The organism is Pseudomonas sp. YuFO20 (assembly GCF_035064975.1).
In the GTDB taxonomy this organism is placed as follows: domain Bacteria; phylum Pseudomonadota; class Gammaproteobacteria; order Pseudomonadales; family Pseudomonadaceae; genus Aquipseudomonas; species Aquipseudomonas putida_AE.
In genome coordinates this window covers 103,782-117,799 of record NZ_JAXDEO010000014.1, presented here as the reverse complement: position 1 = coordinate 117,799, position 14,018 = coordinate 103,782, and the positions used below count along the sequence as shown (strand labels likewise).

The window sequence follows — 14,018 nt, the reverse complement described above, 5'->3', positions numbered from 1 at the left end:
GTCCCTTAATCAGGTCGGCTGTCAGGCCGCCTCGCTTTTGCTTTGGCTTTTGATTTTCTTGCCCCATCGAGAGGCCGAGTGGAGGTTCTGCGCAGTGGGCAACCCGGCATGGATGCCGGGTTAGCCGCGCTGGGCCAAGGATGGCCCATCGCGGCGGGCCCACGGAGCAGGACCGGAGCGAGGGTATGCCGAGCCTAGGCGAGGCACCGAACGCCAGGGGCAAGAGCCCTTGGTTACTTGGGGCTCTTCCAAGTGACTCGCCGTAAGGGCGAAACCTTAGGTGGCCGTTACCGCAGGAATGGATATACACCTAATCCAAATATCCACCTGAAGCCCTCCAACCTAAAGTGAACAGCATTACACCATATCGTGGGCTTTAGGATGGGAGGAGGCCTGCCTTCAGGCATAGCTCCTGAGGGCCACCGGAGGAATGAACGCTTCAAGCTCATCCTCCACGGCTTCGATTATTCGCTCGACGTCGGCGGCATTCATGACCGTCGAACAGGGAATACCGGCGATGGCGATCATGGTCTCGCCACTGGCCCGATCAAACAAACGGGCAATCATGCTGCCCGGGGCGTCCATGCTTGCCTCGAAACCCATGGGATGGAAATGCCAGCGCATCAGCTGGCAGGCATTTGGAAAAGTGACCTTGCTGAACCCTCTATTCATGTGTTGCCCGCCTTCTTTATCGAGCGCTTCCGTTAGCTCACGTTAGGTGGGAAGAGCCTTCATTGGCTCAACCAGTGACAGTCTTTAAAAGTAGCAGCTGGATGTGAAAAAAATGTGTTTTTTTCAGGCCGTTTGGCAATTGCTGCGATTCTTTTGATGCAGGTCACGTGCGCCAACGTTTGCGCAATGGCCAGCCACTGTTAGCCATTGAAGGCGCGGGCAAACTTGGGCAAGCTCGGCACTTTTTAACGAGACTTACCATGCATGCCGAGGATGATGGCCCGCTGCAAACCCAGGCCACGGGCGAGACGGTCATGCGTTATCACTTGCGCTGGAAACACCGCGATCTGGACGGGGTCATGGCGCTGTATCACCCCGAAGTCCAATACAGCGATTTTTTCCAGAACCGGGTGATGGGGCTGGCTGAGTTGCGGGACTATGTGCACAGCAGCATGCCCCGTGACCCGGACGAAGCCCTGGAACACACGGACCGCATCCGCCTGGACGGCAACACTGCGTTCATCCAGTACCGCATCACCCTGCGCGGCGGTGAGGGGTTGGTGTCGTTTCGCGCCAGTGAAGCGATCACCGTGAAGGACGGGCTGATCTGGCGGGTCAACGAATACGCTTCGCTGGTTCACGAACAGCCAACCGGCAAAAACACCGCCAGCCAGCGCCCGGCGGTCAGTCGGCTGGGCCTGTCGCCGCGGCAGTTGAGCTTCATGGCCGACGACCTGCAACAGTACTTCCAACGCCAGCAGCCTTATCTCGACCCTGAGCTCGACCTGCAGCGGGTGGCGCAGGAGTGCGGGTACAGTCGCAACCAGATTTCCTATCTGCTCAACCAGGTGCTGGGGCAGAGCTTCTATCGCTACGTCAACCAGGCACGGCTGCAGCACCTGCTCAGCGCCCTGGACAATGCCACGCCACCGGTGCGTATCGACGAGCTGGCGTTCGCCGCCGGGTTCAATTCCCTGTCGGCGTTCTACAGCTGTTTCCGCCAGCACACAGGCCTGTCGCCCAAGGCCTACGTCAAACAGATTTCCTTGCGTGCACGCGCGCAAGACAGTGTCTGAGCCCGCGCATTAGGATCAACGCCATCGAAGTCTGAGTGGCGGAGTCTTGCATGTCGGCGTGGCGCACTATCAGTTTGTGGATGGACCAGCTCGACGAGCCCCTGGTGGCGCGTGCGGCGCTGGAACAGGATCTGGACGTCGACGTCGCCATTATCGGCGCGGGGTATACCGGGCTCTGGACCGCGTACTACCTCAAGCGCCAGGCGCCCGACCTGAACATCGTCATCATCGAGGCGCAAACCGCCGGTTTTGGCGCCTCGGGGCGCAATGGCGGGTGGTTGATGGGCAATCTGCTGGGCGAAGACCGGCTGCTTGCCGCCTCGTCACCCGAGCAACGTCGCGCCTCTTACGATTTGCTTCATGGCATTCCCGATGAAGTGAAAAACGTCATCGATCGTGAAGGCATCGACTGCGATTATCGCAAGGGTGGCGCGCTTTATTGCGCAGCCCGCTATCCCGAGCAGGAGGCCAGCCTGCGCCAGTACCTGGACAAGCTGTACAGCCAGGGGCTCAACGAGAACGATTACCGCTGGTTGAGCCCGGAACAGTTGGCGCAACAGATCCGCGTGGCCAAACCTTACGGTGGTATCTACGCGCCACACGTCGCGACCCTGCACCCGGCGAAACTGGTCCGCGGGCTGGCGCGAGCGGTCGAGCGCCTGGGCGTCAGGATCTACGAGAACAGCCCGGTGAATCATTGGCAGTCCGGCAGCCTGCGAACGGCCCGGGCCTCGGTGCGCAGCCGCTGGGTGGTGCCGGCGGTCGAAGGCTATTCGGTGACCTTGCCGCCGTTGGGGCGTTACCAGTTACCGGTGCAAAGCCTGATCGTGGCCACCGAGCCATTGTCGGCCGCCACCTGGGACGAAATCGGCCTGAGTCGTGGCCAGGCTTTCAGCGAAAGCAGTCGCCAGGTCACCTACGGCCAACGCACGGCAGACAACCGGTTGATCTTCGGCGCCCGTGGCGGCTACCAGTTTGCCGGCAGGCTGCGCCATGACTTCGACCTGACGCACAGCGAAATCGAATTGCGCCGGTATCTGTTCGGCGAACTCTTCCCACAGCTGCGCAATGTGCAGATCACCCATGGCTGGGGCGGCAACCTGGGCATGTCGCGGCATTTCAAGCCACACATGCTGTGCGACCAGGCCAGCGGCATCGCCGTGTCCGGCGGTTATGGCGGGGAGGGCGTCGGCGCCAGCAACCTGGGCGGCAGGACCCTGGCCGACCTGATCCTGCAACGCGACACCGAGCGGGTCCGCCAGCCTTGGGTGTTAACCCGGGGTGGACTGAACGCACTCAAGGCCTGGGAGCCCGAACCCTGCCGCTGGCTCGGCTACAACGCGATCATCCGCAGTTTCGTCCATGAAGACCAGACCCTGGCCAACCCAACCAGCGCGCCCTGGCGGCGAAAGCTCGCCAGCGGGGTTGCAGGGTTCATGGAAGGTTTCATGCACTAAACAGCGTTTTCTTCACTGACAGGTACTCCCATGCGCATCACCCAATTCAAGAACACCGCCACCCTGCAACTGCAAGAGTCGAACCCGGTCGCCGTGCCTTTGGGCACGCCGGTGGCGGTGGCTTCGACCACCAGCGTCGAACGCGACGACGGCGTCGAGACCGGCGTCTGGGAATGCACCCCGGGACGCTGGCGGCGGCAGATCGTCGCCCAGGAATTCTGTCACTTCATCCAGGGGCGTTGCACCTTCACCCCGGACGAAGGTGAAACCCTGCACATCGAAGCGGGCGACGCCCTGATGTTGCCGGCCAACAGCCTCGGCGTCTGGGATATCGAGGAAACCGTGCGCAAGACGTACGTCCTGATTTTCTGAACGCAGGTCCCTTGATTGCCTGCCGAACTCCAACAACAAAAACAGCCCCACAGGAATCGACCCATGCCCCCAAAGTCACTAGTCCTGGCGCCGCTGATGCTGTGCGCTGCCATCAGCCAGGCGGCCGAGACCGTCAAGATCTACAACTGGTCGGACTACATCGCGCCGGACACCACGAAGAACTTCCAGAAAGAGACCGGCGTTGCCTTCACCTACGACGTCTACGACAGCAATGAAACCCTCGATGGCAAGTTGATGACCGGAAGGTCAGGGTACGACGTGGTGTTCCCGTCCAACCACTTCATGGCGCGGCAAATTGAAGGCGGCGCCCTGAAAAAGCTCGACAAGGCGCAGTTGCCCAACTGGAACAACCTCAACCCGGTGTTACTCAAGGCGTTGCAGGGCAACGATCCGGGGAACGAACACGGTTTCCCTTACCTGTGGGGCAGTACCGGCATTGGCTACAACATAGCCAAGGTCAAGGCGGTCCTTGGCGAAAACGCGCCTGTGGATTCCTGGGACCTGATCTTCAAACCCGAGAACATGCAGAAGCTGCAGAAGTGCGGCGTGGCGATCCTCGACAATGGCCCGGAACTACTCCCTGCGGCACTTAACTACCTGGGTCTGCCACACCACAGCAAAAACCCGGAAGACTACAAGAAAGCCGAAGCGCTGCTGCTCAAAGTGCGGCCTTATGTCAGCTATTTCCACTCGTCCAAGTACACCAGTGACCTTGCCAACGGTGATGTCTGCGTGGCGGTCGGTTTCTCCGGCGACATCCTGCAAGCGGAAAACCGCGCCAGGGAAGCCAACAACGGCATAGAGATCGGCTACGCGATTCCCAGGGAAGGCGCCGCCATCTGGTTCGATATGGTTGCCATGCCCGTGGACTCCCCGGATGAAAAGGCCGGTTACGCCTTCATGAACTACCTGCTGCGGCCAGACGTCATGGCCAGCATCAGTAACCATGTGCACTACGCCAACGGCAACGAACAGGCCGACAGCCTGATCGACCCGGACATCAAGAATGACACCAAGGTTTATCCGAGCCCGGACATGATGGGGAAACTGTTTGCGCTTGAGGCGATGCCGTTGAACATCGACCGCATTCGCACCCGGGTCTGGAACAAGATCCGCACTGGCAGCTGAAAACTGACCCTGGCCATCGGGACAGGACGTCCCGGTTGCCTTTTATTCAAGCGCGACGCAGATCAAGCTGCCGGATCGACCGTACAAGTCATTGCTCCAGCGCCCGGCATTTGTAAAAGGGTCTCACTGCCGTTTTGCCAGAAGCTGTAGTCGCCGCGGAAGTCCTTGCCCTTGTACTGGTTGCCGGAATAGTTCGACACCTGGTCAAGGATGACTGAGGCGTTCGCCCATTTCAGGTAGACGACGCCCGGCCCTGCATTGAAGAAGGTCGCGGTGAGCACCCCGTTGAATCCGGTGCAGCGATAGGCGACCGGGCCTTCAGTGAGTCTGCTGGGATCCTTGGTCCGCGCAATCGCCGAGCCTTGACGCAGCTGGTGCGCGCGCTCGGCATAGCTGCGGACCACGCACGCCTTGGCTTGTGCCCCGGCACACTGATTACGGGCGTGGACCCAGAACTGCTGATCAAGCTCGACTTTGTCCGGGGGCGGTACCGAATGTGCATCCGTGAGCGCCAGCAGATAAAGTCGTTGCAGCTCCCTGTCCATTTGCGCCAGTTGGCTATCGCGACAAATCAGCTTTTCAATGGGCTCCCTGGCCGAGGCGCAATCGAAGCTGGTGTTGAAGGTTCGCGCGGGCGCCGCGGCATTTGCACAAAGACTCGTGGAAGCCCAGGCGCCGACCGCGAGGAGGGAAGTCAAAAGTGGCGTGACCATTTTCATTTCGACACCATCATCCGGTCGCACTGGGTCTATCGCAGTGTAAGGCAGTGCTCGAAACCTGCCACACCAGCAGAGCAGAGCAAAAATGATTCGCGGACTCAGTCTTCCTCTCGAACCGTGGCCACTTCATCAGCCCTGACCTTCACCGTCGCCCCGGAAATATCCTCGAACTCGTAGAAGCCATCCTTGCTCTTGGTTTTCGGCATGTCCTTGGTCAGGTACTGGGTGCCGTTCTGCAGGGTAACCACCGTGGGTGTCGAGCAGCCAGCCAGGGCAAAAAAGGCTGCTACCGCCAGGGGAAAACCCAGAGTCTTGATGTTCATAGTCACCTCTCATTGTTCATTGAAACCGGACGGCTGCCGCAAGCGAGTGCAGCTCCATGGCGATTGGTGCGATGGAACGGCGGAAAGTTCGCTGCCCGGGATAAAAAACCCTTACAGCGCCGCCGCTTATCCTTTTCCGTTTGCATGGGGCAGGGCGTTACTGGTATCTGTATGCATAACCAGTGCTCGCTCTACATGGCCCTTTTTCCCGTGACTGCAAATCCTCTCGACGATCCGTTCTACTATCTCAACAACTTCATGCAAGTGCTTGATTGGCTTAAGCATCGCTATGCCGACGTGTTGAGCGACGAAGAGCATCGCTTCATTCGCGACTTCAATGGCTTGCCCCGCGAGTCCCGTGCGCTGCTGGTCAGGATGGTCATGCGCAAGGGCGTTCATTTCAGGGCCAGCAAGCTGTATTACGCCGAGATCGGTGACATCCCCAGCGCCGCCCAGCCATTGCTGGCGCTGGGTTGGCTCGACGACCGCCAGCCGTTACCGGTAGAGGCGTTGTTTGAAGTGTTGCTCAAGGCGGAAATACTGCAATGCCTGGGCAACGCGATTGTTAAACCCAAGGGTAAAAAGACCGACTGGCTGCCGGATTTGTGCGCGCAGTTTCCTCAAGCGCAGCCCTTCGACGACTGGTGTCCGGCGCTGAACGACCGCTTGTTCAGCCTGACCATCATGGGCCTGTGCGATCGCCTGCGCTTGATGTTTTTCGGTAATGTCTACCAGGACTGGTCCGAATTCGTCCTCGCGGACCTGGGTATCTTTACCTATGAAAAAGTGGAGTTTAGCGACGATTCCCGGGGCTTGCGCAGTCGTGAGGACGTCGATGCCTGCCTGTTCCTCTACCAGTGCCAGCAGCTGTTCGAGGCTGGCGAGGCGGTGGCCGACATCGCCCTGCAGATCAACGACCTGGCGCTGAGCAATCCCTGGCTGCAGAGGCGCCGCGACAAGCAGTTGTTCCAGATGGGCCAGGAGTGCGAGCGCGTCGGTGATTTCCCTGCCGCGTTGAGCCTGTACCGTGACTGCGCGTATCCCGGCGCGCGGGTGCGCATGATCCGGGTGCTGGAGCGTTGCGGCGAGTACCAGTTGGCCCTGGACCTGGCTTGTATGGCCGAACAGTCACCGCAAAACGCCGCGGAGCAGCAGCACCTGTTGCGTGTCCTGCCCAGGCTGCGGCGCAAGCTGGGCGGGCCGGCGGTCAAGCGTGTGGCTCCACGGGAGATGTTGCGCCTGGACCTGCAACTGAGCAGGATCGACCCTTTGTTGTCGGTCGAGGACCATGTACAGGCGCACCTGGGCGAAGAGTCGGCACCGGTTCATTACGTCGAAAACAGCCTGATCAACTCGCTGTTCGGCCTGCTGTGCTGGCCGGCGATTTTTGCCCCGCTGCCGGGGGCGTTTTTCCATCCGTTCCAGCGCGGTCCGGTGGACCTGTTGAGCGAAGACTTCCATGACCGTCGGGCCGAGTTGTTCCAGGCCTGCCTCGGCGAACTCGACGACGGGCGCTATCGTGCAACCATTCGCGCGCGTTATGCCGAAAAATGGGGGGTACAGTCGCCCTTCGTGTTCTGGGGCGCACTCAACGAGGCGTTGCTGGAGCAGGCGCTGGACTGTTTGCCGGCCGAGCACCTCAAGCACTGGTTCAACCGCTTGTTGCTCGACATCAAGGCCAATCGCGCGGGCATGCCGGACCTGATCCAGTTCTGGCCGCAGGAAAAAACCTACCGCATGATCGAAGTCAAGGGGCCGGGGGATCGCCTGCAGGATAACCAGCTGCGCTGGCTGGCGTTCTGTCATGAGCACCGGATGCCGATTGCCGTGTGTTATGTGCAATGGGCGGAGCAGGGCGCTTGAGCTACAGCATCGCGGTACGGGCGTTGTGTGAGTTCACCGCCAAGGTCGGAGACCTCGACTTGCGTTTCACCCCGTCGCCGACCGCGCTTGAAGGTATCGTCGGGCACCGCACGGTGGCGTCACGGCGCAGTGATGGCTACCAGAGTGAAGTCGCTCTCGAAGGTTCGTTTCAGGGCCTGACGGTCAGGGGCAGGGCGGATGGCTACGACCCCGGGCAAAACTGCCTGGAAGAGGTCAAGACCTACCGCGGCGACTTGAGCAAGCAACCGGCCAACCACCGTCAACTGCACTGGGCACAGGCTAAAATCTATGGCTGGCTGATGTGCCGCAAACTCGACCTGGCGCAGATCAACCTGGCGCTGGTGTATTTCGATATCGTCAGCGAAAAGGAAACCTGTCTGGTCGAGGCCTTCGACGCCGCCGAACTCGGGCAGTTCTTCGAACACCATTGTGGCCTGTTCCTGCACTGGGCCGAACAGGAAACGGTCCATCGCCAGGGGCGTAACCAGGCGGCACAACAGCTGGCGTTTCCCCATGCCGACTTTCGCCCGGGGCAGCGCCACCTCGCCGAATCGGTGTTCAAGGCCGTCAGCACCGGCCGCTGCCTGATGGCCCAGGCCCCCACGGGGATTGGCAAGACCATCGGCACCCTGTTTCCGCTGCTCAAGGCCCTGGCGCCGCAGCAACTGGACAAGGTGTTCTTTCTCACGGCGAAAACTCCTGGACGCAAGCTGGCCCTGGACGCCGCGCAGGCGATCCTGGCGCGCGCCGATGCGCCGCCCCTGCGAGTGCTGGAGATGATCGCCCGGGACAAGGCCTGTGAACACCCGGACAAGGCCTGCCACGGTGAATCCTGCCCGTTGGCCCAGGGCTTCTATGATCGCTTGCCGGCGGCGCGCCAGGCCGCCAGCGAGCTGAGCCTGCTGGACCAGAGCGCATTGCGCCAGGTCGCCCTTGAGCATGAGGTCTGCCCGTATTACCTGAGCCAGGAAATGGCCCGCTGGGCCGACGTGGTGGTAGCCGATTACAACTATTACTTCGATTTCAGTGCGCTGTTGTTTGGCCTGGCCCAGGCCAATACCTGGAAAGTCGCGGTGCTGGTCGACGAAGCCCACAACCTGGTGGAGCGCGGTCGGCAGATGTACAGCGCCAGCCTCGATCAATCGACCCTCGATAGCGTACGAAAAACCGCCCCCGAGGCTTTGAAAAAACCGCTGCAGCGGGTCAACCGCGAATGGAATGCCCTGCATAACCAGCAACTCGGTGCCTATCAGGCCTACGACAAGCCGCCGGAAAAACTGCTCCAGGCCTTGTCGTCGTGCAGCGCCAGCATCGGTGATTACCTGAACGATCATCCCCAGGGGCTGGACAGTGCATTACAGAGCTTCTACTTCGAGGTGCTGCAGTTCTGTCGGGTGGGCGAGCTGTTCGACCAGCAGTACCTGTTCGACATCAGCAAGCGCGACCTCGAACGCAAGCGCAACCTTTCGCAACTGTGCCTGCGCAATGTGGTGCCCGCCGGCTTCATCGGGCCGCGCCTGAGCGCTGCACGCAGCACCGTGCTGTTCTCGGCGACCCTCAGCCCTCGCCACTATTACGCCGATTTGCTGGGTACCCCGGCGAATACCGTGTGCATCGACGTCGAGTCACCCTTTCATGCCGATCAGTTGCACGTGCAGATCGTCAACCAGATCTCCACGCGCTTTGTTCATCGCCAGGCCTCCCTGGGGCCGATCGTCGAGTTGATCGCCCAGCAGTTCCGGCAGCGCCCCGGCAACTACCTGGCGTTCTTCAGCAGCTTCGATTACCTGCAGCAAGTGGCGCAGTTGCTGGCCGAGCGCTATCCCGCAATCAACCTGTGGTCACAGTCCCGGGGCATGGCGGAGGCGCAGCGCCAGGAATTCCTCGACCGCTTCACCGCCGAAAGCCAGGGTGTGGGCTTCGCGGTGCTGGGCGGGGCGTTTGGCGAAGGCATCGATTTGCCAGGCGCACGCTTGATCGGCGCGTTCATCGCCACCCTGGGGCTGGCGCAGTTCAACCCGGTCAACGAGCAATTCAAGCGACGCATGGCAGCCCTGTTCGGCGCAGGCTACGACTACACCTACCTGTACCCCGGCGTGCAAAAAGTGGTGCAAGCCGCCGGCAGGGTGATTCGTACCCAGCAGGACCAGGGCGTGGTGATGTTGATCGATGACCGGTTTGGCGAGAGCAAGGTCAAGCACTTGTTGCCGCGCTGGTGGTCAATTGCACCGGCGGCTGTTCAAATGGACGGTTTATCGCATACTTCAGAAAAACAGCAGTGGATGTGAGGGATCAATGAGCGAAGTTCGAACCCAGGCCGAGATCAACGAAGACCGGCGCCTGCGCCTGCTGATCGATGCAGTGGTGGACTATGCGATCTACATGATTGATCTCGATGGCATCATTACCAGCTGGAACGCAGGGGCCCGGCGTTTCAAGGGTTATGAGGAAGCGGAGATTCTCGGCCAGCATTTCTCGCGCTTCTACACCGATGAAGATCGTCGTGCCGGCTTGCCCCAGCGGGCGCTGGACACGGCCATCCGCGAGGGGCGTTTCGAAGGCGAAGGCTGGCGCGTGCGCAAGGACGGCACGCATTTCTGGTCCCACGTGGTGATCGATCCGATCTACGACCCGACGGGCACGCTCCTGGGGTTTGCCAAGATCACCCGTGACCTGACTGACCGCAAGATGGCCGAAGAGACCCTCAAGCAGAGCGAGCAACAGTTTCGGTTGCTGGTGCAGAGCGTCACCGACTATGCCATCTACATGCTTGCCCCGGATGGCCGTGTGACCAACTGGAACCTGGGGGCCCAGCGCATCAAGGGTTATTTGCCCGAAGAAGTCATCGGCCAGCATTTTTCCATGTTCTACACCCCCGAAGACCAGGCTGCCGGCTTGCCAGCTTGGGCACTGGAGATTGCGACGCGCGAGGGACGCTTCGAGAACAAGGGTTGGCGGGTACGCAAGGATGGCACGAGGTTCCTGGCCCATGTCGTGGTCGACCCGATCCGGGGAGACACCGGTACCTTGCTCGGGTTTGCCAAGATCACCCGCGACATCACCGAAGCGACCGAGGCGCAGCAGGCGCTCGAGCAAACCCGCGAAGCGCTGTTCCAGGCGCAGAAGATGCAAGCCATCGGCCAGCTCAGCGGCGGGATTGCCCACGACTTCAATAATCTGCTGACCGTCATTCTTGGCAATCTGGAAATTGTGCGTAAACGCCTGGCCGACGACCCGAAAATAGTTCGGTTACTCGACAATGCCACCCAGGGTGCGTTGCGCGGCGTCTCCCTGACCCAGCGCATGCTGGCCTTTGCCAGGAAACAGGAGCTCAAGTCCGAGCCTGTGGATCTCGCCGATCTGGTGCAAGGGATTTCGGGGCTGCTGCGCAGCTCTCTCGGGCCTTCGGTGGCATTGGAAACCCGTTTTCCAGCGCAGCTCGAGCCGGTCATGGCCGACGTCAATCAGCTCGAACTGGCGGTGCTGAACCTGGCCACCAACGCCCGCGATGCCATGCCCAATGGCGGCAGAATCGTCATCAGTGCCCGGGTCGAAAACATCCCTGTTCAAAATAGGTCTTTCCCGAAGGCGGGACGTTATGTGTGCCTGAGTGTCACTGACACCGGCGAGGGGATGGATGAAGCGACACTGGCCTCGGCGATGGATCCGTTTTTCACCACCAAAGGGCTTGGCAAGGGCACAGGACTGGGCTTGTCGATGGTCCATGGCTTCATCGAGCAATTGGGTGGGCGATTCATTTTGAAGAGCCAGAAAAACCAGGGCACTACCGCGGAGTTGTGGTTGCCAGTGGCCTCGGCAAACGCCGTGATGGCGCCCGTTATCGAAGAGCCGGCAGAGCCGGAAGTTCCTCGGTTGTGCATACTGGTGGTGGACGACGACAGCCTGGTGCTGACCAGCACCTGCCTGTTGCTTGAAGACCTCGGCCACCGCGTGATCACCGCGACGTCCGGTGTACAGGGCCTGGAGCAATTCGAGAACAATCCGGCCATCGATCTTGTCATCACCGACATGGCCATGCCGCACATGAGCGGCGCGCAGCTGGCGGATGCGATCCGAACGCTTAAACCCGATATGCCGATTATCCTGGCCACCGGTTATGCCGATCGGCTGGAAGGCTTTGCTTCCGGGCTGCCGCGATTATCCAAGCCGTTTACCCAGCTGAACCTGGTGGAGATCATCGCGACGGCCCTGTAGGAGCCCGGCTTGCCGGCGAAGGCGTCGCTGAACATGGCGTTGGCCTTAAGGACGCCTTCGCCGGCAAGCCGGGCTCCTACAGGTATGGGCTGCCGCCGTTACAACACACCATCATCAAGCAGCCATATGCGAAGCCGCCATTTCCTTTTTCAGGCGGGCCTTCAAAGCCTCCATTTTTTCCCCAAGCTCATCCAGAGTCGCTTTCCCCAGCAACTTTTTAGCTTGGGGAAACATCTCGGTCTCTTCCTCTTCAATGTGGTGTTCGAGCAATTCCTTGACCACTTTGACGCGACCGGCGAATTCGGGTGTAGACGGGTCGGTGACTTTCAGGTCCGGCAGCACCAGGGAATCCACGGTGCGGTGTTCTTCCTTGGCTTCGTAATACATGATGTCCTGCTCCTTGCCGCCGGCTTCCTTGTAGGCCGGGTACAGGATGTCTTCTTCCAGGCGGGTATGGATGGAGATTTCCATTTCCAGCTTTTGAAGGAGATCGGTGCGCTTTTTCAGGCCGCGCTCGGTGGACTCGCTCAGTTGGCTGAGGATGCCTTTTACGCGTTCATGGTCGGCTTTCAACAGGTCTATGGCGTTCATGGTCAGGTCTCTCAAGTTGAGGGCAGCGCGAACGGTTTGTACCGCAGGTCACTCATCGTTGTAGAGCATTTGTCGTGCCGCTTTAGCTGCCTCAATAAAGTGTTTTGAAATCAATGGATTATTCGCGCTAATGGCCAATTGGGGCCATGCATGCTGCATGAGGCCGGGCTTTGACTCATGCACTTCGCCACGGCAAAAGGATCCATCAGGCCGGCGGCGGCTTGTGCCGTTCATAGTGAGCGAGGATCGGTTGGGTACTGATCCCGTGAATCAGGATGCTCAGCGCCACCACCGAGAGCGTGAGGTCGGTGCACAGGGTCGCCATCGACGGCGCAAGGTCGTGGTTCAAGGCGTAGAACAGGTAATAGAAGCTGCCGATGCCGCGAATGCCGAACCAGCCGATCAACAGCCGTTGCTTGCCGTCCAGCAGATTGCCCCAAGGCGCCAACCCTACAATCAGCGGCCGGATCACGCAGAACAGCGCTAGCGCAATCGCCAGCGCGCGCCAGTCCCAATGACCCACCAGCACCACCCCGAGCAGCGTCACCAGAAACACCTCCATGGCCCGCTCGACCAGGCTGCCAAATGACAACATGTCGCCCATCATGATCCCGGCCGCCACCTGCGCGTCCTCCAGATTCGTCACATCGCCATGCACGGCGGCATCGGGTTCGACGTTCTGATGACCGACCACCGGCTGCACCAGGTGTTCGGCCGGCACCTGTGAATGCCCCATCGACTTGACTTCGGCCCGACGCAAGCCCAGGGCCGCCGCGAACACCGACAGGAATCCGTAGCCGTGCACCGCCTCGGCGGCGACATAGGCCAGGGCGATCAGGGCAAAGGTCAGGTAGTCGTTGGGCGACAGGGTGCTGTCGGCATTCCTGATGCGCATGGACAACGTCAGGCGCCCAATGACACGGCCCATGATGTAGCCGACCAGTAAGCCGGCAGGCACCGCCCACAGCAGCCGCTTGAGCGCCCAGTCATCGAGCCAGGCGGTCGAATCACCGCCGCCTTGCTGGATAAACAGCAACCCCAGGATCACGAAGGGAAACGCTATGCCATCGTTGAGCCCGGCCTCCCCGGACAGACCGAAGCGCACGGCGTCGTCGTCCTTGGCATCGTTGACCTGCACCAGCGAGGCCAGTACCGGGTCGGTAGGGGCCAGAATCGCGCCGACCAGCAGGGACGGCCCCCACGGCAGGTCGAAGGAGTAATGCAGCAATAGACAGACACCAATGATGGTCAGGACCATCACCGGTCCCGCGAGCCCGAAGGCCACGCGCCATTTGCGGTCCCTGAGGGGCAGGCGCAGCTTGAGTCCACAGACGAACAACGAAAAGAGCACCGCGACTTCCGTCAGGTGCTCCATCCAATAAGCGGCATCCTTGATGTCCAGCCTCAGCCAGCCCAGACCCGCCGGCCCGATGGCCACCCCGAGTGCCAGGCACACGGCCGAGGTGGTCACCGGCATCCAGCGCAGGAATGACGAGGTCAGTGCCAGCGTCAGCAGCACGGCGCCCAACACCGCGACCCAGACAATGAAGCTCATGGCCC

Annotated in this window: 12 protein-coding genes; 7 read left to right on the top strand and 5 right to left on the bottom strand. The window is 60.7% G+C overall.

What is annotated here, in order from left to right:
- Window positions 1-399: 399 nt before the first annotated feature.
- Window positions 400-672: a DUF1652 domain-containing protein gene (locus tag SOP85_RS10375; protein ID WP_274075793.1), complete on the bottom strand. Its 273-nt coding sequence runs from the start codon at window positions 670-672 to the stop codon at window positions 400-402.
- A gap of 260 nt (window positions 673-932) precedes the next feature.
- Between SOP85_RS10375 and SOP85_RS10370 the strand changes: the two genes are divergently transcribed.
- The 4 genes from SOP85_RS10370 (at window position 933) to SOP85_RS10355 (ending at window position 4,726) form a co-directional block, all read left to right on the top strand.
- The gene (locus SOP85_RS10370; RefSeq protein ID WP_323626894.1) at window positions 933-1,748 is read left to right on the top strand and encodes a helix-turn-helix domain-containing protein; all 816 of its coding nucleotides are present in this window, start codon (window positions 933-935) and stop codon (window positions 1,746-1,748) included.
- 50 nt (window positions 1,749-1,798) lie between these two features.
- The gene (locus SOP85_RS10365; protein WP_323626893.1) at window positions 1,799-3,205 is read left to right on the top strand and encodes an NAD(P)/FAD-dependent oxidoreductase; all 1,407 of its coding nucleotides are present in this window, start codon (window positions 1,799-1,801) and stop codon (window positions 3,203-3,205) included.
- 30 nt (window positions 3,206-3,235) lie between these two features.
- Window positions 3,236-3,577 (top strand): cupin domain-containing protein, encoded by a 342-nt coding sequence (locus tag SOP85_RS10360; protein ID WP_323607337.1) that lies wholly within the window; start codon window positions 3,236-3,238, stop codon window positions 3,575-3,577.
- A 63-nt stretch (window positions 3,578-3,640) separates the two neighbouring features.
- Window positions 3,641-4,726: a polyamine ABC transporter substrate-binding protein gene (locus SOP85_RS10355; RefSeq protein WP_323626892.1), complete on the top strand. Its 1,086-nt coding sequence runs from the start codon at window positions 3,641-3,643 to the stop codon at window positions 4,724-4,726.
- A gap of 62 nt (window positions 4,727-4,788) precedes the next feature.
- Here SOP85_RS10355 and SOP85_RS10350 read toward each other — a convergent pair whose 3' ends face one another.
- Both SOP85_RS10350 and SOP85_RS10345 read right to left on the bottom strand, forming a co-directional pair.
- A complete protein-coding gene (locus tag SOP85_RS10350; protein WP_323626891.1) occupies window positions 4,789-5,445 on the bottom strand; it encodes an MliC family protein in 657 nt (218 codons plus the stop codon).
- 98 nt (window positions 5,446-5,543) lie between these two features.
- On the bottom strand, window positions 5,544-5,768 hold the full coding sequence (locus SOP85_RS10345; protein ID WP_323626890.1) for a YgdI/YgdR family lipoprotein: 225 nt from the start codon (window positions 5,766-5,768) through the stop codon (window positions 5,544-5,546).
- A 195-nt stretch (window positions 5,769-5,963) separates the two neighbouring features.
- On the opposite strand from SOP85_RS10345, the gene SOP85_RS10340 reads away from it, so the two are divergent.
- The 3 genes from SOP85_RS10340 to SOP85_RS10330 are packed head-to-tail and all read left to right on the top strand — an operon-like array spanning window position 5,964 to window position 11,867.
- Window positions 5,964-7,631: a VRR-NUC domain-containing protein gene (locus SOP85_RS10340; protein ID WP_323626889.1), complete on the top strand. Its 1,668-nt coding sequence runs from the start codon at window positions 5,964-5,966 to the stop codon at window positions 7,629-7,631.
- On the top strand, window positions 7,628-9,940 hold the full coding sequence (locus SOP85_RS10335; RefSeq protein WP_323626888.1) for an ATP-dependent DNA helicase: 2,313 nt from the start codon (window positions 7,628-7,630) through the stop codon (window positions 9,938-9,940). The genes SOP85_RS10340 and SOP85_RS10335 overlap by 4 nt, the downstream gene beginning before the upstream one ends.
- A gap of 7 nt (window positions 9,941-9,947) precedes the next feature.
- Window positions 9,948-11,867 (top strand): hybrid sensor histidine kinase/response regulator, encoded by a 1,920-nt coding sequence (locus SOP85_RS10330; protein WP_323626887.1) that lies wholly within the window; start codon window positions 9,948-9,950, stop codon window positions 11,865-11,867.
- A gap of 114 nt (window positions 11,868-11,981) precedes the next feature.
- Here the strand turns inward: SOP85_RS10330 and SOP85_RS10325 are convergent, their stop codons facing one another.
- Window positions 11,982-12,458 (bottom strand): hemerythrin domain-containing protein, encoded by a 477-nt coding sequence (locus SOP85_RS10325; protein ID WP_274075783.1) that lies wholly within the window; start codon window positions 12,456-12,458, stop codon window positions 11,982-11,984.
- A 205-nt stretch (window positions 12,459-12,663) separates the two neighbouring features.
- Complete coding sequence (locus SOP85_RS10320) at window positions 12,664-14,013, bottom strand: cation:proton antiporter (RefSeq protein WP_323626885.1); 1,350 nt, start codon at window positions 14,011-14,013, stop codon at window positions 12,664-12,666.
- Window positions 14,014-14,018 lie beyond the last annotated feature (5 nt).